Raw genomic sequence first — 18,163 nt, forward strand, 5'->3', positions numbered from 1 at the left:
ATCCTGAATAACATTGACTTCATCTTCTGAAACAATCTTTTGAAACAAATTGTGGAATGTGGTATTCTTTTTCATGAGGGCACCTCTTCTGTAGTTTGTTTGTCAGCAAACATCATTCTACAAGAAAGGTGTCCTTTTTGGTATTAATTTTTTGGATTTTATTGGTTAATCAACACTCGTGAGTAAATATCATTAACGCATTAAGTGTTTTCCATTTTTATATTGATTTAATCTAGACTAGACCAAAATGATGTAAATAGAGCTTGTGAGAACCTCTTTAGTGACTTGTTAAATAAAATGTACGGTTGGAATCTTACAAACTTAAATTCTTCCCAAAAAAATAACCCTGTAATAGATCAAATAAGGTTGCAGTTCAAGTTACTTTATCAAATTTACGTTCACCTTTTGGTGGTATACATTGGCAATGGTTTTGCACTAAAGGCCATGGTAGGACTGATACTGGTGAGTTTTGGGATTAATACATTATTATTAGCTTATAGATGTGTATGGAGCAAGGGATAGTAATTGGTCAACGTTAGAGGATTAAGCAAAAAAAGACTTATTTACGAACCATTTACTTTTAGAAACATCCCCTTATAGTAAAGTCTTATTCAGCTAAGAAGTGTATTTAGGTTTAATAAGCCCTAAAAATGTCGTTTTCTTAATTTGATAGAAAGCGACATTTTTATGTGTATTATTGAAATTGCAGTGGAATGTGTTGTTGCACGATAGCCTCCCATTATTCAACAATCAGTTGGATAAATTATTTTTTGAATAATCGTCAATCGCTTGAACCGCCAGTTCCTTTTGTGCCCGTTACTTGAATAGCTTATTTACTTTATTTGTATCTTTTCAAAAACTCTTCTGTAAATTTTCTTAGTTCATCTTCATTTTTAAATTCACTTAACTCTACTCCGTACGACTCTTGTAGTTTTTCTTTCGTTATTGTGTATTCTTGGTTATCAAAGTTAAATGTTATCCAATCAACATTTTGAACCAACGCAAAAAGAAATGTTGCATTATAAATTGCTGTTTCTTTATGGGTATTTTCTGATTCTGGCCAATCGTAATTTAGGATTATACCATATGGCTTCTCTTTTGTTTTTAGTTCAAAGCCAACTAAATGTTCCCCGCTTTGTAACTGATTTACAATATTCCCTACTGCACTATTATCGCCTACAAACGAATCTTTATATTGAAATATATCTTGGCTTTCATTATTTGCATTACAGCCGCTTAAGAAAAGTAGTACCATCAACGAAAAAAGCAGAAATTTAATCATTTGCCTCACCTGTATTCCCTCCTCAAAAACTTGGTAATCCAAATAAAATAATCACTATAACTAAAGACGAGCTCGCCCAAGTTATTATTAATTTCTTCTCTACCTTCATTGATGTATCAACAATGACATGTACAATCGACAACACTAAAAGGTTTATGAAAAATAAAAAGTAATAAGCAACAATGAACATCATCCATGCATGGGAGGAAATTAAACTTTCCAGCGGTGTCGTAAAAAACAAGAAAATAAATACAACAAACGAAATCATTAACCATATTAAAATAACGATAAACATCTTATTCCAAACCTTGTGTTGCATAAACTCTTCTTCTTTTTTTGCATAATTATAAATAAGTTGATTACATACAAAAAGAAGAATTGAAATCGCTATAAACATTATCAATCGTTTCATTACAATACTATCTATATCAATGTTTACGTTTTGAATATAATAATCCGCTATAAAAGCAAAAAGAAATAAAAACAAGATACAAGTAAACTGTTTAAAAACATAGCTCTTCTCCAACTAACTTTTCCACCTTTCTTCCTTAATAAGCTTACTTACGGAAAATACATGTAAAAAGTTTCAAGGTTATATCTTCTCATCGGTGGAAATATGCGGATGCACAGCTTTCTATAATATCGAAGTGCCAGGTACTATATCAATCTACTAATTGTGGTTCACTTCCGACAATTTTATATTTATACTCTTCCACTATCGTTCCATCTTCATTTTTCTTCTGAAAAGTGATAAGGTCAAAATTATCGTTAGTTTTGCTTTGAGAGGTTTCATAAATGTATCTCGTGCCATTTTCAATCTTCTCCGTTGTTCCTAGCCAATAAGGGCAGTCATTAAGAACAGGATTATCCTTTGTAAATTCCGCAAATAATCGGTTGGAAGCCTGCACATCTATATCTACTAGTTGTTTTTCGACATAACCAGCACTGACTTTGGCAGTTCTTCCAATCACTTTTAAATACTCTTTAGCCTGTGCTTCCTGCTGCTTTTCTAGGTCAGGGTAATCATCATGGGCAGATAATATCTTGTTATGTAAATGGGGAGGAAACATTTTCTTGATTGAATCTGTGTAGTCTGAGCCATCCATCGGTTCTTTATATTCCAACAAAGTATATTCGCCATTTTTATCTTGCGAAAATTTAATAACAGTTGGGATTGATCCACTTCCACTTACTTTTGTAAAAATGCCGTTTTCAAAACCGAATGCACCATAGCTGGCTATTAAATAGACCTTAACCATTCCATTTTTATGCTCTGTATCAAGAATGATGTGCCCTTCTGTTGCTGTTTCCCCCGAAGCATAGGAGGCGCTTTGGCTCTTAATAGCCATACTAACAGCCTTATTGATATTTTGCTGATTTTGTTTTAGTGTGGCTTGATTTGGCGTAGCATCTAGCTCATCATTATTCTGATTAGAACAGGATACCAAACTGAAAGCCAGGAACATCGTCAGACCTAGGATATATAATCTTATCATTGAAATTTTCCACCTCCCCCAAAGCGGGGCATAGCAAAATACCCCACTCAATCATTCCAATTCCAAAAGCTTACCTCATCCACTTTTAATCCTCCAACCCATGGTTCCTCGCGTAGCTTTAAGATTTCCTTTGTAGGTCCTGTTATGACAACGCCATAATGTTTAAAGCCATTCGTTTCAAGGTAATCAATTCGTTTTGAAAGCTCTAGTTTCCCAAAAACGAAGTTATTCACTTTCCGTTCATGGTCTTTTAAAAAATATAATGTTTTCAAAAATTGTTTATGGAGAACATCTTGATCTCCCATGGTATAACTAGGGGATGAATGACCTTCTGATACAATCTTACCAAATAGGCCTTTTTTTACTTCTCTGGAGTCCAAAATCATATCATCATCATGCCAAATTGCAAAGCTTGGAAACCCAATCGGTTCAAAAATAACCCTCTCATTTTTCTCTTCAAAACCCGTATCAACCGCCAACCAAATCAAATCCATCTCTTTGCCCTCGAATAGTTGAAAAACCTTCTCCGTCTCAATTAATTCAGCAAAAGATAAATAGGCTGAAACGACAGTACCTTCAGGGAGGCGCTCTAACTTATTCCACTCTGACACGTTACGGACTTCTCCCCCGGGATATAAAAAGTTCGGGTTGCTATCCGATACTTTTCCAAAGTTAATCCTTTCTGGATAGGACATCGCTGAGAAAAAAAACTTTGTTTTTAACTCACCAACTTTTACTGTTTCATCCCCCACTTTTTTGTTCAACTCTCTCTCGGTATTCAAACCAAAAAATGGACCCGTATTCGTACTTGTTCCACCTAAATATCCATAAGGATCTGTTATGGTCAGCGAATAGTCGATTACATTCCTGAACACATCTACACGATCCGGTGTCCCCCATGAATAGTAAACGGCTGTTAGTATCGATGAAAGAATGGTAAACGCAAGGATTAGTGCAAGGGCAGAAAAGGCCGTTTGCAATCTTGCTTTCCATTTACTTCGTCTTAATATCTTTTGCTGTCTTTTTTCATTCCCATTGGAGTCTTTAATTTGCTCGACACTATTTTCTTCAAGAAACTCCTGATATTTTTCTAGTTTTTCTAATTCTTTTTCAAAATCCTCTAATTCTATATCAGATAGTTCACCTTTTTCATATGCTTCTAGTTTTCTTTTAAATTCATCGCTCACTTTTCTCCACCCTTCCTTCGCCTTATCGCCTGCCTACCACGGAATAATAATATTTTAAAATGGGGTTGCTTCACATTCATCACTTGTGCTGCTTCATTGTATGATAATCCATGAAAATCATGTAAAAGCACGGCATATTTATGTTTTTCGGGTAAATCTTTTAACAGGCTAACAATTTCTCGAACTTCTTCTTGTATAACAATCGTATCTATAGGTGTTTTTCTTTTATCCGAAAGTGGCAAGAAAAAGCTTTGTTCCTTTATTACGGTTCTATTATGCTTGCGATAATGATCAATACATGCATTATGTGCGACTGTAAACAGCCATGCTTTAACCTTATCCCCCTTGTAATTTTCAATATAAAGGTAAGCACGGAGAAAGGTTTCTTGAACAAGATCCTCGGCCACATGGTGGTCATGACAAAGGGAAAGGAGAAATCGATATATTTCATGAAAATAAATTTTATATATGTCATCAAGATTCTCTTTCATCACAGCCTCCCTTCATTAATAAAACGGCTTGGAATGAAAAAGGTTACAATATTTTTTGTTTATTTCAACAAAAAAACCCGCTGATAAGCAGGTTTTTGATTTCAATTGGTTACTTGCTATAGAAAGGCTTCCAATGAACTTAGGCTACATCAGTTAATTTCGAAGATTACTCCAAAAGTTTAAGTTTTCACTTTCTATTTAGTTAAATGTGGTTAACTTTTCCGAAACTGAATCTAAAAAATCTTTTTCAAATTTAATATAGTAAGACTCGTCTATCATTGTACTCATCATTCCATCGATTAATGATACCGATTCTATCGATGGAAGTTCCATTTTATCCTCAAACAATTGTTTAATTGGAATATTACTTTCTATTTTATTAGTAAATTCTTTTAATTGCGTTTGTGGTATTACGTTTATTGTTTGATTTATTACTGTATTAATGAGGTTTAATTGATCTTCTTCATCCAAGTTTTTTCCCACAGTAGCATCCATCATTAATGCCATAACCTCTTCTCCATTTAAACGATGAGTCCCCTTTTTGAAATCAAATGCCACTTGAGATATAGCTCTTACTCGAATATCTTCTGGTAAGTCGTATTCTATCCCATTCACTGCATCAACCATCGCTGAAAGGGTTTCTAAATCCATAATTGCATAATAATCGATTGGTAAATCAAATAGGTTAGAAACTGTTGTTCTTACCTTTTCAGCTACTCCCGAAGCGTTAATATAAGCATGTGATAATTTATCATATGGAGTAGTTCCATCATTTTTATCCAATATCGGAGCATAAGTATCACGAGGGATCGATACAACTTTCATCATCTTTTTATCTTTATTATAAGTAAGTAAAAGGTTAATAGGTATTCTATCATTCTCATCCTTTACCATAAATAGAGTGGTAAAATACTCGTCTTCTTGAGATACTACTCCATTCGAATCAGTTCCGTTATTTTCGTTATTAACGTTTCCTTGAAGAATCGTTGGAATAAACAAAAATAGACATAAGCCTACCGCAAACAAAGCAGCAGTAAGTGGAGCCAATTTTTTTGAAATAGATACTAGAGATTTCTTTTGGATATTATTCTTTTCCATTTTATGAAGTTGTTCAAACACTTCATTACGGTCTTCTTTTGTAAATCTTAATTCTTGATTAGACATATGGTTAAATGTATCTTTCAAATTTTTATCTTTCATTAAGTTCAGCCTCCTTTAACATCGACTCTAATCTTTGTTTTGCTCTTCTTAATCGAGTTTTCACTGTATTAACTGGAATGTTTAAAATTTTAGAAATTTCATCTGTTTTTAAAGAATCGTGATAGTATAGATAAACTACTTCTCGATACTTGTTTGGAAGAGAATTGATTGTCTCTTTCATTTGTTCGTTATTGTATTGATCAATAACGGATTTTTCTACTGATGGTAATATTGACCTGGCAGTTTCATTTATAAAACTTTTTACTTGAACCATTCTGTAATTCCAACTTTTTAAATAATCTTTACATTCGTTAATGGTGATACGATAGAGCCACGTTTTGATCTGTGCGTCATAACGAAACATATCAAGGCTTTTGTAGCATTTAATAAACGTATTTTGAACCAGATCCTTAGCTATCTCGGCATCTTTCACATAAGAAAATGCCAATCGTACCAACTCATTACCATATTCAATCATTATTTTATCTAATATGTAATCTTTTTCTGATTTGTCCATTCTACTCCCCTCCCTTTCAACCTGCTTCAAATTCTGCTATTAGACGATTATCAAATCATAATAGGTTCAATTTTTAAAAAATATTTATTTTAACAAAGATTCGTTTCTATTCAATGTTTAATCCTTCATTGATTTTTATAAATATTCCGTAAAAGGATTCATCCATACGATTATAACTGAAATACAAAACCTGTATCTTAGATTAACAAGTAATCATGGATACAGGCTTATTGTTTATATTAATTCCTTTTTCCACTAAACCGCCCGTTCAATAGGAATAGGTATTTCCCCTACTTTAAGAAGCCCCTTTGGTAGCAAAGATATAGTTACTTTTACCATTACACACCTTATTTCCTTTTGAAGTTTTTGGTTAAGCTAATCAATAAACATTCTCGAAAGGAAAGATATTTTTGAAGAAGTTTATCTACTTCCTGTTTGGCAAACCATATACTAAAAGTAAACTGTTTTCAATTTCATATTGGATTACTGTCGGATTTTACTTTTTTGTAGTGACAGTATCTGTTGTTCAAACCGTTATTTATGGTGGCTGGATTTCTTTATTGTTTTTAGCTATTATTTTTCCTGTATTATTTCGAATTGTATACAAAGTGAATTACAACATACTTAAAGGATTAAAAGGCATGAATAAGCAAGCAATACTAATTTTAGGGTTGGTATTCGGATTATTTACAGTTGGTATGTTTGCGATAGCTCTATTGTTCGGAGATAATGTGTCAATAGGTTCAAGTAAATCAGTAATAAACGGAGAAGTTAAACTATCCATCGGTTCATTAAAGGGGTATCATGATGTTGAAAGTTTTGATGTTACCAAAAATAGAACAGTCTCAATACCTTATATAGCCTCCGTTGGTGAGGGGAGCTTTTACATGTATGTTAGAGGGTTCCAAAAATACTGTATGGGAAGACGAAATCACTAATTCAAAGAACGGAGTTATTGAATTTCCGGGAGAAATAGGTACTTATACTATTGGTATATATACGGAAGAAGCCAAAAAAATAAAAATAAACCTTTCCTTAGATTAAAATGCTTGGCGACAGCCCTAATCTGCTATCGCCCCTTTAGGTGAAGTATATTAATATGGTAAAACAAATCCATACTCCATTTTTTCATAATGAGCAAGTCGAAATTGCAAATCTTATCACATTCAATAGAAATAATATTGGTTATTAAAAAACAGACGTTAATATTTGGACTTAATAAAATGCTATAAAAAGGCAGTTATAAACAAGCGATAGGAAAAAGGTCAAATTTAATGATTACCGTGATAATATTTCTTGCTTTATTTGTCTTGCTTCTTCATCGTCTGGTTCATATTCCAGAAAGTGATTGATTTCTTCTTCAGCTTTATCCATATCTCCTTCTGAATAATAAAGTAAAGCTAAATTAAAAGAAATCTCAGGTATAGGGTGATCTTTATTTTTTAGTTTTTCGTATATTGTTATAGCTTCTTTTGTTTCCCCTTTTTCCTCCAACTGGGTTGCTTCTTCAAACTTTTGAGCAGCATAATTTTGATATACATTTTCTTCAACGATTGAAATTGTGAAAGCATAAACTACCATTGCTAAGACAAAGATAAGGACATTAATCCAACTAATTCCTCCACGTTTTTTGATTAATTTAAGACGTTCATCTTTATTAGGATACTGTTCCTTTAATTTGTTAACTTTTTTTACTACAAACTCCAAATAAGATTGATTACCTAATAATGCTATAATTAAAAAGACACCAAAGAAACTGCTATTATTAGTACTTGTTTGTTTAGTTGTAATAAGGAAAAGTACATCTATAATGGTAATGACTCCGAAAAACAAGTACGCATAAACATTCATTTTTCTATATGCAAACCAAAAAAATCCAAAGATAAATGCAGCCCAATTCCAAGAAAATTGAGCCCCCTTTTTTCCATATTTAAATTTACTCCATTTTTTTCTGTAAGTATCTTTATTTTTCCCGACGAATTCCATCACTTCTTCAAGAGTTTCTGTATCTAGGTCCTCAATATGAATATTATTTTTTCTTCGTTTCCACCCCATTACTGATACCTCCTTTATTTAGTTAACCTCCCCATTTACTGTTTAATAATTCCTGCAGAAAAAAGGCCCCAACATAAAAAACGATCAAAATGTTGACCGTTTTTAATCATAGGCTCTGTGGTTTAATGTGACCGTTTAATAAACCACCTTGACAATTTCTTGTTCTACTCTCGCCCCTTTAAATGTAGTATAGCCCCCAATGGTTTAAGTGAAAAGGTTCACAATGTTACTCTTATAATGAAATTAAAATATTCTACAAGTTTGTTAAACGAAGGATTTTGCATCTTTTTATCTCAAAAACAAATAATACTTTTGAGGTGCTTGCATGTACATAAAACGAAGTTGTTTAATTATCCTTATTTTATTTTTGACAGTTTGCTTTATAACCCCCATTACAAATGTGGAAGCAACTGTTGACCAAAACTCAAAAAAATTAGAAATGGAAAATGAGGAATTAAAACAAAGAATTAAGAAATTGGAACCTCCCGTGCCCGTAAACATTCAAGACCCACCGTGGGGAGAATTGTCATTCCCATCAAAAATAAAACCAATTTCAGAAGTAATTCATAATGGTACAAAAATTCCTTTTGATTTAATTGTGGATAAGCCGGAATATGAAAGACCAGCCTATAATGAACAATGGCATAGCACCATTGGCAGATGGAGCTATGTACCAAATCGGATACATTTTGCACTCCACCGATTATTTACTAACTATGATATAGGACTATCTGGTTGGTATGACTTTGAACATAATATGGGTATAACCATTCCAATGTTTCAAAATGAGAAAGCACTTGATATGTATATTGTTACTTTCCAAACACAGGTGACTAGTGTTTACACCATAGGAAATCAAGTTGTTGTTGTTGGAACACCACAGAGAAACGGTGTACAGGTTATTACAATCACTACAAAGGATCTTAAACCGTTTAATAAAAAGGAAAACTTACTAATACAATTGGCAACGAAAGATGAACACGAAATTGATTACTCACTTATTTCATACATCCAACCAGACTTTTGGGCAAAGCAAAAGGAAAAGTAATTCACAGAAAAGCATCACTCAAGAAGTGATGCTTTTTTACTATCCTGCTCCTTAACATAAAGAAAAAGCGTTCCCGTTGTTCAAGAAATGCATCCGTTATTAATAAATCTCCTGAAAAATCTTTTATTTGTCGTCATTGTCGTTTTTCCGTTTATATGGTACCTTCGACCAATTATAAAATAGAATAAACAAGAACATCACAAAACATATCCCTATATTATCAACCCATTTAACCTCTTTATCAAAAATTAACTGCCAAATAATTGATACTATAAAAAGTATCAAGGGAAAACTGACGCTTTTCCTAATCATATTGATGCACCCCCTGCATTTATAACACATTTCCTACATAGGTTTGTTGCATTAACCCCTAATAGTTGAAGAAGCGATAGCTTTGTTCAGCTATCGCCACCCGTTATTTAATAAGCAAATTCTATATCTAAATAGTAATTTCACCTGTAATCCAACCTCTAATAAATACTTGCAATGATGGGGCAACCCACATTCAGCTGTCATTTTCGTGATTCCATACATAAATAGCTTCTGTTTGAAAACTACCATTTAATATTTTGGCTATGTTAAACTTTATTGTTGATATTTGGTAATTATGAACATTCGTTTTATAATAAGGACAATATCACTGTTCGGATTTGCTTCGTCTATTAGATAGAATAATTTACATTTGAAGAGGAGAGGACGAATTGAAGAAACATTTTATTGCTGGTGTGTTGTGTGGTGCCTTCTTAATGGCAACAACTTCTGTATTTGCTTCGAGTGTAATTGAAGCAACAATCTTTCCAAGTAAAGTTACTTTTTTTCTAGCTAACGGGCTTTCCAAAGAAGTACAACCACAGGAAAGTGAGGAGGTGCTTAACTATAATAACAAGGCATATGTACCTCTTCGTTTATTCGCTGAGGGCAGTGGTGCTCTTGTAGAATACACACAAGCCTCTCCTGAGACGGATAACAAACATAAAATAGATGTTCACTATGTTGCTGAAGAGGCTCTTTCAGAGCAAACTTCAAATGCAGATGGTAATAAGCCGCTTGAAGATTCAAGGGAACTGCAACTACAAGATATGCTTGTTTTAATTCTACTTCCACATATGCAGGAGAAACTTACTGGGGTATACGCAGATGTAATTACAGTACCACCAGTTATTCATCCGGATTATGTAAATGTGAAGAGCATTGAAAGGGTAGCTGCTTTTCGTGGTTTTGATTTTTTAATCACATTAGATGCTCAACCCATAGTCGGTCCTCATATCCCTGTCGGCGAAGATGTACTTACATATCGGATCTCGTCGGTTGGAGTTGAGCTTAAAAATTTTGAACATCTTAGAGACCCCGATAAGGATGATTTCCTCCCCAATTACCAAAATCTTTTGAAGTAATGGGGAACGATAGCAATAAACCGCCTTTTCTGACGAAGGCGGTTTTCTTATGGTCAAATGGCATATAAATATCTTTATAGTCACCAAAAGTTCTAAAAAATAAATTATCCTTTACTATTTGTGAAGTTGACCATATTAAAGGACAGTCGAAACTATCAAACACTCCATTTATTTCACTATATCATTCAAACAACTTTTTAGGTAATTCGACATTTAATTCCTTTTTAATTTATATGTAACTTGATAATATCCTTTTTATCTTTGAGTTTTATAGTAATTTTATACTTATCATCTTCAAATGTCTCGAAATTAACTGTACCAACTAAAAAAGAAATAACGTTACCGTCAATTTTTGTTTCCATATTTCCTAAATTCCCAGTAAGCAAACCATCTCTACTTTCAAATTCAATTTCAATATCATATATATCTTCCTGGGATTATAAGAAAAATACCGAACAACATTTTAAACTTCATTTTCCCCCCCTTTTTAAGACCCCTATATAATAATACTCTTTTTCCTAAGTTAGCCTGCCACTTTAGTAGCAATTCAACAAAAAGAGCATTTACCCTTTCCTGGATCAAAATGAAGCTTTTGTTAAACTAGTGTGTTGAAATTTTTATTTTATCATCTTGTTATTTAATCGGTATTCGAGTGCCATTTACAATTATTGCTTTAACTTTGGTGATATCTAAAGGTGCTTTCGTATTCCAACTTGAATTGAAAGTATGTTTATCAGGCTTTTGGCTTCCCCCGCCACCTTCCAATGGAATAATTCCATCAACAGTTTCAACCCTAATTGACATATCACCAACCATGCATTCCTTTCCTTGATAGGTTCCGATTACTTGCAATCCTAAAGGACTAAGAGTTATATATTCAAAGAGATGACCATCAACTGAAATATCATTTGTCCAAGTACGTATATTTTGGTTAGAATCGCTTAAATTTGCTGATACCTTCCAGCTGCCCTCAACACCAGTAAAAACGGAACCGGTATAGCAAAGAGTATATCCGCTAAGATCTTCAGTGCTTACAGGAAATACGAATTCCCAGTATCTGTATACTCCATCAGCATAATCGTTTTTTTCATGATTAAGTAAGTCATTTTCCTCGTCACCGAGAAGTACAAAACTATAATCGTAGGAGATTGAATTACCATCCGGATCTTTTAGAGAAAGCTCTGCAGTACTAGTACCAAACTCTTTGTTAAAGATTTCACCTATCTGCACATGCAGTTTTCCGTCTATATTACCGATATTGGAAACCCATTGATCTTTTTCACCATGGGGCATGTCAGCAAAATGACCGGGCATAAGTGCCTCTGTATATGAACTTAAATCATCTGGCATCTTACTTCCTCCCCAAAACTGTACTTTCGCAATAGGTATAGTTTCTGCACCTTTAATTCCAGTAAGGGACACGGAAATGGGTTCGTCATTGTAAGCTTTTTCATTGAAATAAATAAGGAAGCTACCAAGTTTCAACGGTTCTGCCAAAGGTGAGTCTGGGTCAGCCGTAATATTAAACTCATAATAAATGGTATTGGTATCCTCATCAAAATAAAGCATCTTTTCTTTCCACATGACACTACCTGATATAAACTCATCAACTCCCGTGATTGTCTCTTGTGTTTGCGGATTCATTTTCACACTAAACCCATCTCTAAAGTCAGTCTGTTCAGTCAGCCGGTTTTGACCTGTTATATCTTGAAGGGACAAGTAAACTATCGCCATATTATTATATTTCTGGGCACCAATCACCTCCATTCTGATTCCTTGGTCTTCACTGTAGACTTCAACTGGCTCCACAATTTTGCCAAAATCGGGATTAAATCTCTCTATAAACCAATCGAAATTCCCTAAAACTGCCGCAGTAGCACTAGCAACTAATACGAATGACATCACAATAGCTGCAATTGTTGACCTTGTCCACCGTTTTCGGTGTCTAGCAGGCATGTCAGCACGATCCTCATACAATCGGCTTTTAACCTGTTCTGCAAGTTTACTTGAATCAACAGTGATTTGAGAAAGCATATCACGGATTTTCTGCTCGTCAATATCAAATTTGCTCATATTTAGACTCCTTTCCACAATATTCGAAGTTTAGATATTTAACCAATTTATCTTTAGCTCTCTGGTATTGCTTCCGTAAAGCAGCGGGGGAACTCCCTGTAAGCTGAGATAGTTCCTCGTAACTCTGCCCATCCATAATCCTCCCATATAACAAGGCACGTTCCTTAGGTTTAAGCTTCTGTAACGCACGAAGCGTCTCATCACTCAAACCTTTATCTTTTTCTGGTAAAACTACTTCACTACGAATTTCATGAAAATATAGGATCTTACGCTTTTTTAGTTGATTTAAACAGCGATTATATGTAATTTTGTACAACCATGCGGATAGGTTATTGCCATCAAAAATATCCCGATTTTGATAAGCTGAAAGAAAGACTTCTTGTACAATATTTTCTGCTTCATGATAATCACATAGAATCGCCGTTGCATAGTGAAGGAGTTTTTCACCATAGAGATTTATTATCTCTTCCAGTTCATCTTCTCCGCCATTAACAAATCTTTTCCCAATGTCTATTTTCTCCATTGGCTCACCTCCCTATTATTTATCAGTCGACTGTACCCTTATAACAGTTCAAAGAGCTGTTTTGTGACATAATTTTTATTTAATCAATATTTTATTAATTAAAAATAAAAGTGGATTATGCAAGTCGATCTTCACCACCAAGATATAGCCCATGTCGGGTACACTAAAAATAGCCAACCCCTTGATAGTAAAGGGATTGGCTATTAGGTTTGAATGTTTATTTGTTTAACACATTGAACATTTTGTTAAACTAATAGACTTTTTCCTTCCGATAGCTTTCTATATAATGACACTCTAGATACATTTGTGATTTCACATATTTGATTTACAGTCATATTCTCCTCATTATACAACTTTATTGCATAGTTCATCCCCGCATAGTTTTTATAATGTTTTTGTAATCGCCCTTTAAATTTCCCCCTCTTTCTTAGCGAGTTCAATACCTCGTTCTTACATGGTAGTTCAAGAAGATTAAGAATTGCCTTTCTTAATCCAATGACTTGGCTTTTCTAAATAACTCGGTATTTTAGTATGAACATCCCCAATCGCTGAATTGATTTGCGACTGCGTAAGAAAGAGAGCCTCTGTCAAGTTAGCACCACTTAAATCTGCATCTCTAAGGTCTGAACCAATAAAATCAGCTCTCCTCAAATCACTCTGGCTTAAATTTGAGGCAATCATTAGTTTCCCACGAAAATTTTCGCCTTGTAAGTTTAAACCCTTTAAAGTTGCTCCTATATAGTCTGATTTTTGCTTCATCAGTTTACCCTTTTTATTGTTGTCGCCTCTGTACAATTTGCTTGAATCCATTAAAAGAGCGTTTACCTTACTTCGATGTGCGACAATATCTATTTTTAAAATCTCCTCTGGACTTTTTACGGTTAGATCAACTGTTTCTTCATAAATTTTTTGCAGGGTATTATGTAAGGAGTGAGTTTCCTTTAGAGTTAGAGATTGTTGGAGATACCAGAGCATTTCATGCAGTTGTTGAACAAGAGGAAATACAGCAAACATTTCTTCGGCATGTTCGCCACCCTCACGCCAGTCTTTACCATTATAAATAGACTGTGAAACATGTTGACCCGCACCAAAGCATTCATAAGACACACAACCACGAAAACCTGTCTCTCTTAATTTGCCATGAATAGAACACAAATTGTTTGAGCATAAATTTCGGCAGGGTTCTCCACCATCTTTGTTGAAAGGGAAATCTGCTGATTTGCCATAAGGCAATGCTACACAACACAACCCAAAGCAATTATTACAATCTGACTTTAAACTATTATTCACTATTAAACACTTCCCAAAATAAGTATATATTTAAGTAAATATGAAAAAAACAAACTTGTAATACTTTTATTTAAACACACACAGCCGACTAAACTGTGAATCATTCCTTTACTAAACTGCTTCTGTTTAGCAATCGCTACCCTATAGTTAAATAACATACAGGCTATTTTTTGAGGTTTGCTTTCATTAGAGAGGCAATCTTTTGTTCATCCTCACACGAAATCTGTTTCAGTTGATTGATAACAAGTTCTTGTCGGTCTTCTGGGTGGTTTTGACTTAGTTTTGCCTTGCCCTCTATCTTGTTTATTTTTACTTTAAATCCTTGAACACCTTTATTCATACCAGCAATAAAGTCAGTATCTACGTTCTCTAACTTGTATGTACTTTCAGGTGCTTCATATTTCAATACCAATTCATGTAGAGACTCCATTAGCTCTCGCTCGTCATCAATAAGTTCAACTTCCCCGTAAACATGAACAGTCACATAGTTCCATGTAGGTACTGCTTTATCCGTCTCATACCAAGAGGGAGAGATATAGCAATGAGGACCATGAAATACTGCTAAAACCATTTGATTACTAATATCTTTCCATTGTGGATTCGAACGAGCAAAATGTCCATAGAGGTATTGTTTTTCCTTATCCAAATTTAAAGGTAAATGCGTAGCGAATGGTGCTCCGTTGTGTTGAGAAAACAGAGTCGCAAAGCCATATTGTTTTATTACGTCATAAGCAATTTTTACATCTTCAATTTGAAAATGCGATGGAATATACATGGTCTCACCTCTCGAAAATTTCCTCTTTTCTTAATTTTAACATGTTACACCCCATATCTGATAGGAATGAAATTATTCCACGTTGAAATATAGTGTTATTAAGATGCAGAAAGGAGCGATACATGTGAATGATCTCAAATACATTGATACCAATACATCAGAATGAAAAACAATTAGTGATGGTGTAGAATAGTGCCTTAAAAGTACACACATTTATAAAATAAGGTATTTATAGTATGCCGGAAATTCCCGTATTATCGAATATAAATCTCTAAGCTCAAAGATTTCCGCATGTGCTGAATATACATTTTCAAAACCAAGCTTATTAAACACTAATTTTGTTCGTGTAATATGAAAGTATTGTGCAATCACCATAACAGATTCTAAATTTAAATTCGTCATTATGTCTCTAGTATTTTGGACAGTCATGGATGAATTGTAACCATTACTATCTTCTATAATTTTCTCCGAGGGAATGCCTTTGTTTACTAAGTATTCTTTCATTACTTTTGCTTCATCAAAACCTTCTTTTCCTATACCGCCACTTACAATTATGTATTTACAATAACCTTCGATTGAAATGCTTGATCAAGAAGTTGCAAAAAGAGTGAGTGAATATCAAGAAGATGTTGAACGTATAGACTCCATACCGGGTATCGCCACTCAGATGGCAGAGCAAATCCTATCTGAAGTTGGAAGAACAATTTCTAAGTGCACCTCACATGTGCTCATGGACAGGTCTGGTTCCCGGTAATAATGAAAGTGCAGGAAAAAGGAAATCGACTAAAACAAGAAAAGGTAAAAAACGAGCAGGTATGGTTGTCGCTCACGCCATGTTACGTATTGCTTATTATCTATTAACCTGCAAAGAAATGTATGTAGACTTAGGAGAAGATTATTTTGATAAACAAAGACAACAAGCAATCGTACGTCATTCATTAAAAAGACTTGAAAGTCTTGGTTACACAGGAACAATAACTGAACCAGAAGCCTCTTAATTCAGTAAATATCAATTTTCCCATACCCTCAATAATCAGGCACTCTCCTTTTTTAAAAAATGAATGAGCTGCGTCTACTTTGGTATTGCCTTTTTTCCGGAATCCCAGAAGTTATTTTCATGGTAGCTTAATAGCTTCAACAAAAAAGGCGGTTAATCCTTCTTGGATCAACGCCCCCATTTGTTGAAGCCCGTCAATTATTCTTTTAAAATTGGGGCTATAATGTCAATACGATTCGTCCATATACCTCCTGTATAATTTTTAGGAAGGCGTTCTAAGTCTTGTTTTTTATCAAATCCTTCTGACCAACTACCATCACCCGCAACGAGGATTACTCTTGTATTAGCTTCCTCCATTCTATTTAGAAATTTGTTTGGAAATCCCCACATATATGGAGCATACTTTTCTGGAATATGCAATTGAGTGTTTTCGCACGCTGCCGGTACATATCCTGTCCAACCAACTACTATATAAGGAAGCAAACAACTTTTCAACATAGCCTTTGACATAACACGCATATCAGGCTGTTTATCTTTCAAAGAAGCAATCGGCTTGTCGCCACCATAAACAGAAAGATTTTTCAACCTGCTATCTGGAAACTTGGTCAGATAATTGGACAAATGTACCCCTTCATTCGGGTCATTACTTTTGATATGAATCAAAAAAGATTGCTCAGGAAAATGCGACATCACTTCATCAAGTGTAGGCATAAGCCCTGCTCCTTTGCCTCGGAAAGGATAAGTTTCTCCATTATCTGCTGTATAGCCATAACCAATATCCAATTGTTTTAGTTCTTGCATCGTATGGTCCCTTATTTTTCCTTTGCCATCAGTTCTGCACTCTAGTGCCCAATCATGAAAAACAGCAAACTCTCCATCTTTTGTAAGTTGAACATCAAATTCTACAATATCTGCTCCAGCCTCAAAAGCTGCTTCCATTGAAGCTATAGTATTTTCTAAAAATGGATGTTCAGGTTCGTAGATTCTTTCTGCTGTACAAGTTTCGCCAGTAATTCCTTCCATATGGAAGGTCTGTGCCATTCCCCGATGGGCCAGCAATAATGGTTCTTTATTACTATCTCTTGTGAATAATGATGTGTTATTTAAGTAAATAAAACCTACCAAAATAACTAAAAATATAAAAAACCTTTTGATATTTCGCTTTAACTTTTTCATAATTCTCCCCTAAATGCTGCATTGAATATTTACAAAGTATTCATTACCCTCTTCTAATAAATTATATATTCTGGGGTCCATAATCATTACCTTAACAAGTACTTTACTTTAAGAGAAATTAAACGTCGAAGAATTTCAAATTAAAAGTATAAAAGTTTTAAAGATTGGACATTCTATAACTAGAATTATTATTATTGGGAGGTTATCGAAATGCATAGTACCAATTTTTTACCTGAAGAGCTACCAGAAACGCTAGAGGAATTCTTGTTATTCTTAAAGGAATTTTTGCTAATAAAGGATAATATGCGTCAATAAATTGTAATAAAGGATAAGAAATGTCGAAGTGCTAAGCACTTGGCGCTTATATAACCTCACGGTCTAATCTTTAAACAAAAAGAGTAGCATATCTGCTACTCTTCTATTCGCTTGGCAACGTCCTACTCTCACAGGGGGACAGCCCCCAACTACCATCGGCGCTGAAGAGCTTAACTTCCGTGTTCGGAATGGGAACGGGTGTGACCTCTTCGCTATCGTCACCAAACATATTAAATTGAAGGTTGTTCCTTCAAAACTAGATAATCAGCATTCATATTCACTATGTCCAGCTACAGCTCCCAGCGAATAGTAAACTTCGCTAAATGGTCGCTTCCGCTTTTCTA

General features: G+C 34.3%; 17 protein-coding genes, 1 rRNA gene and 4 pseudogenes. 5 read left to right on the top strand and 17 right to left on the bottom strand.

Going from position 1 to position 18,163, the window contains the following annotated elements:
* Positions 1-246 precede the first annotated feature (246 nt).
* A pseudogene (locus P9E47_RS23025) lies at positions 247-522 on the top strand (SMEK domain-containing protein); the annotation flags it as partial.
* 316 nt (positions 523-838) lie between these two features.
* Here P9E47_RS23025 and P9E47_RS21995 read toward each other — a convergent pair.
* The 7 genes from P9E47_RS21995 to P9E47_RS22025 form a co-directional block, all read right to left on the bottom strand.
* Positions 839-1,282, bottom strand: coding sequence for a DUF4825 domain-containing protein (locus P9E47_RS21995; protein ID WP_326165026.1), 444 nt, complete (start codon positions 1,280-1,282; stop codon positions 839-841).
* Positions 1,283-1,304: 22 nt separating this feature from the next.
* Entirely contained in the window at positions 1,305-1,808 is a 504-nt protein-coding gene (locus P9E47_RS22000) for a hypothetical protein (RefSeq protein ID WP_004432356.1), read from the bottom strand.
* A gap of 136 nt (positions 1,809-1,944) precedes the next feature.
* Positions 1,945-2,778: a transcriptional regulator gene (locus tag P9E47_RS22005; protein ID WP_326165010.1), complete on the bottom strand. Its 834-nt coding sequence runs from the start codon at positions 2,776-2,778 to the stop codon at positions 1,945-1,947.
* Between the two features lie 47 nt (positions 2,779-2,825).
* Entirely contained in the window at positions 2,826-3,965 is a 1,140-nt protein-coding gene (locus P9E47_RS22010; protein ID WP_326165012.1) for an anti-sigma factor, read from the bottom strand.
* Positions 3,962-4,456, bottom strand: coding sequence for an RNA polymerase sigma factor (locus P9E47_RS22015; RefSeq protein WP_326165014.1), 495 nt, complete (start codon positions 4,454-4,456; stop codon positions 3,962-3,964). The genes P9E47_RS22010 and P9E47_RS22015 overlap by 4 nt, the downstream gene beginning before the upstream one ends.
* A 198-nt stretch (positions 4,457-4,654) precedes the next feature.
* On the bottom strand, positions 4,655-5,656 hold the full coding sequence (locus P9E47_RS22020; protein ID WP_326165017.1) for an LCP family protein: 1,002 nt from the start codon (positions 5,654-5,656) through the stop codon (positions 4,655-4,657).
* Positions 5,646-6,173: a sigma-70 family RNA polymerase sigma factor gene (locus P9E47_RS22025; protein ID WP_004432367.1), complete on the bottom strand. Its 528-nt coding sequence runs from the start codon at positions 6,171-6,173 to the stop codon at positions 5,646-5,648. Before P9E47_RS22025 ends, P9E47_RS22020 begins: the two co-directional genes overlap by 11 nt.
* 410 nt (positions 6,174-6,583) lie before the next feature.
* On the opposite strand from P9E47_RS22025, the gene P9E47_RS22030 reads away from it, so the two are divergent.
* On the top strand, positions 6,584-7,111 hold the full coding sequence (locus P9E47_RS22030) for a hypothetical protein (protein WP_004432369.1): 528 nt from the start codon (positions 6,584-6,586) through the stop codon (positions 7,109-7,111).
* A 340-nt stretch (positions 7,112-7,451) separates the two neighbouring features.
* On the opposite strand, the gene P9E47_RS22035 is transcribed toward P9E47_RS22030, so the two are convergent.
* Positions 7,452-8,228 carry a DUF2628 domain-containing protein gene (locus P9E47_RS22035; RefSeq protein ID WP_326165019.1) on the bottom strand — a complete coding sequence of 259 codons (777 nt, stop codon included), beginning with the start codon at positions 8,226-8,228 and terminating at the stop codon, positions 7,452-7,454.
* Positions 8,229-8,553: 325 nt separating this feature from the next.
* Between P9E47_RS22035 and P9E47_RS22040 the strand changes: the two genes are divergently transcribed.
* A complete protein-coding gene (locus P9E47_RS22040; RefSeq protein WP_326165021.1) occupies positions 8,554-9,276 on the top strand; it encodes a hypothetical protein in 723 nt (240 codons plus the stop codon).
* Between the two features lie 439 nt (positions 9,277-9,715).
* Here P9E47_RS22040 and P9E47_RS22045 read toward each other — a convergent pair.
* Positions 9,716-9,844, bottom strand: a pseudogene (locus tag P9E47_RS22045) (SMI1/KNR4 family protein); the annotation flags it as partial.
* Between the two features lie 133 nt (positions 9,845-9,977).
* Between P9E47_RS22045 and P9E47_RS22050 the strand changes: the two are divergent.
* Positions 9,978-10,670 carry a DUF3888 domain-containing protein gene (locus P9E47_RS22050; protein WP_326165022.1) on the top strand — a complete coding sequence of 231 codons (693 nt, stop codon included), beginning with the start codon at positions 9,978-9,980 and terminating at the stop codon, positions 10,668-10,670.
* A 633-nt stretch (positions 10,671-11,303) separates the two neighbouring features.
* Here P9E47_RS22050 and P9E47_RS22055 read toward each other — a convergent pair.
* From P9E47_RS22055 to P9E47_RS22080, 6 genes and pseudogenes are all read right to left on the bottom strand, one after another.
* Entirely contained in the window at positions 11,304-12,743 is a 1,440-nt protein-coding gene (locus tag P9E47_RS22055) for a hypothetical protein (RefSeq protein WP_326165024.1), read from the bottom strand.
* Positions 12,730-13,266: an RNA polymerase sigma factor gene (locus tag P9E47_RS22060; protein WP_004432381.1), complete on the bottom strand. Its 537-nt coding sequence runs from the start codon at positions 13,264-13,266 to the stop codon at positions 12,730-12,732. The genes P9E47_RS22055 and P9E47_RS22060 overlap by 14 nt, the downstream gene beginning before the upstream one ends.
* Positions 13,267-13,511: 245 nt before the next feature.
* Positions 13,512-13,710 (bottom strand): annotated as a pseudogene (locus P9E47_RS22065) (helix-turn-helix domain-containing protein); the annotation flags it as partial.
* A gap of 27 nt (positions 13,711-13,737) precedes the next feature.
* A complete protein-coding gene (locus P9E47_RS22070; RefSeq protein ID WP_004432383.1) occupies positions 13,738-14,556 on the bottom strand; it encodes a pentapeptide repeat-containing protein in 819 nt (272 codons plus the stop codon).
* A 163-nt stretch (positions 14,557-14,719) separates the two neighbouring features.
* The gene (locus P9E47_RS22075; protein ID WP_004432385.1) at positions 14,720-15,331 is read right to left on the bottom strand and encodes an FMN-binding negative transcriptional regulator; all 612 of its coding nucleotides are present in this window, start codon (positions 15,329-15,331) and stop codon (positions 14,720-14,722) included.
* A 213-nt stretch (positions 15,332-15,544) separates the two neighbouring features.
* Positions 15,545-15,913: a YdcF family protein gene (locus P9E47_RS22080; protein WP_087946174.1), complete on the bottom strand. Its 369-nt coding sequence runs from the start codon at positions 15,911-15,913 to the stop codon at positions 15,545-15,547.
* 143 nt (positions 15,914-16,056) lie between these two features.
* On the opposite strand from P9E47_RS22080, the pseudogene P9E47_RS23030 reads away from it, so the two are divergent.
* Positions 16,057-16,131, top strand: a pseudogene (locus tag P9E47_RS23030) (hypothetical protein); the annotation flags it as partial.
* Between the two features lie 395 nt (positions 16,132-16,526).
* Here the strand turns inward: P9E47_RS23030 and P9E47_RS22090 are convergent.
* A complete protein-coding gene (locus tag P9E47_RS22090) occupies positions 16,527-17,504 on the bottom strand; it encodes a glycerophosphodiester phosphodiesterase family protein (RefSeq protein WP_004432392.1) in 978 nt (325 codons plus the stop codon).
* A gap of 424 nt (positions 17,505-17,928) precedes the next feature.
* Positions 17,929-18,045 (bottom strand): 5S ribosomal RNA (gene rrf, locus P9E47_RS22095).
* Positions 18,046-18,163: the final 118 nt, after the last annotated feature.

The sequence above is a fragment of the Schinkia azotoformans genome, assembly GCF_035811335.1.
Classification (GTDB): Bacteria; Bacillota; Bacilli; order Bacillales; family Bacillaceae_J; genus Schinkia; species Schinkia azotoformans.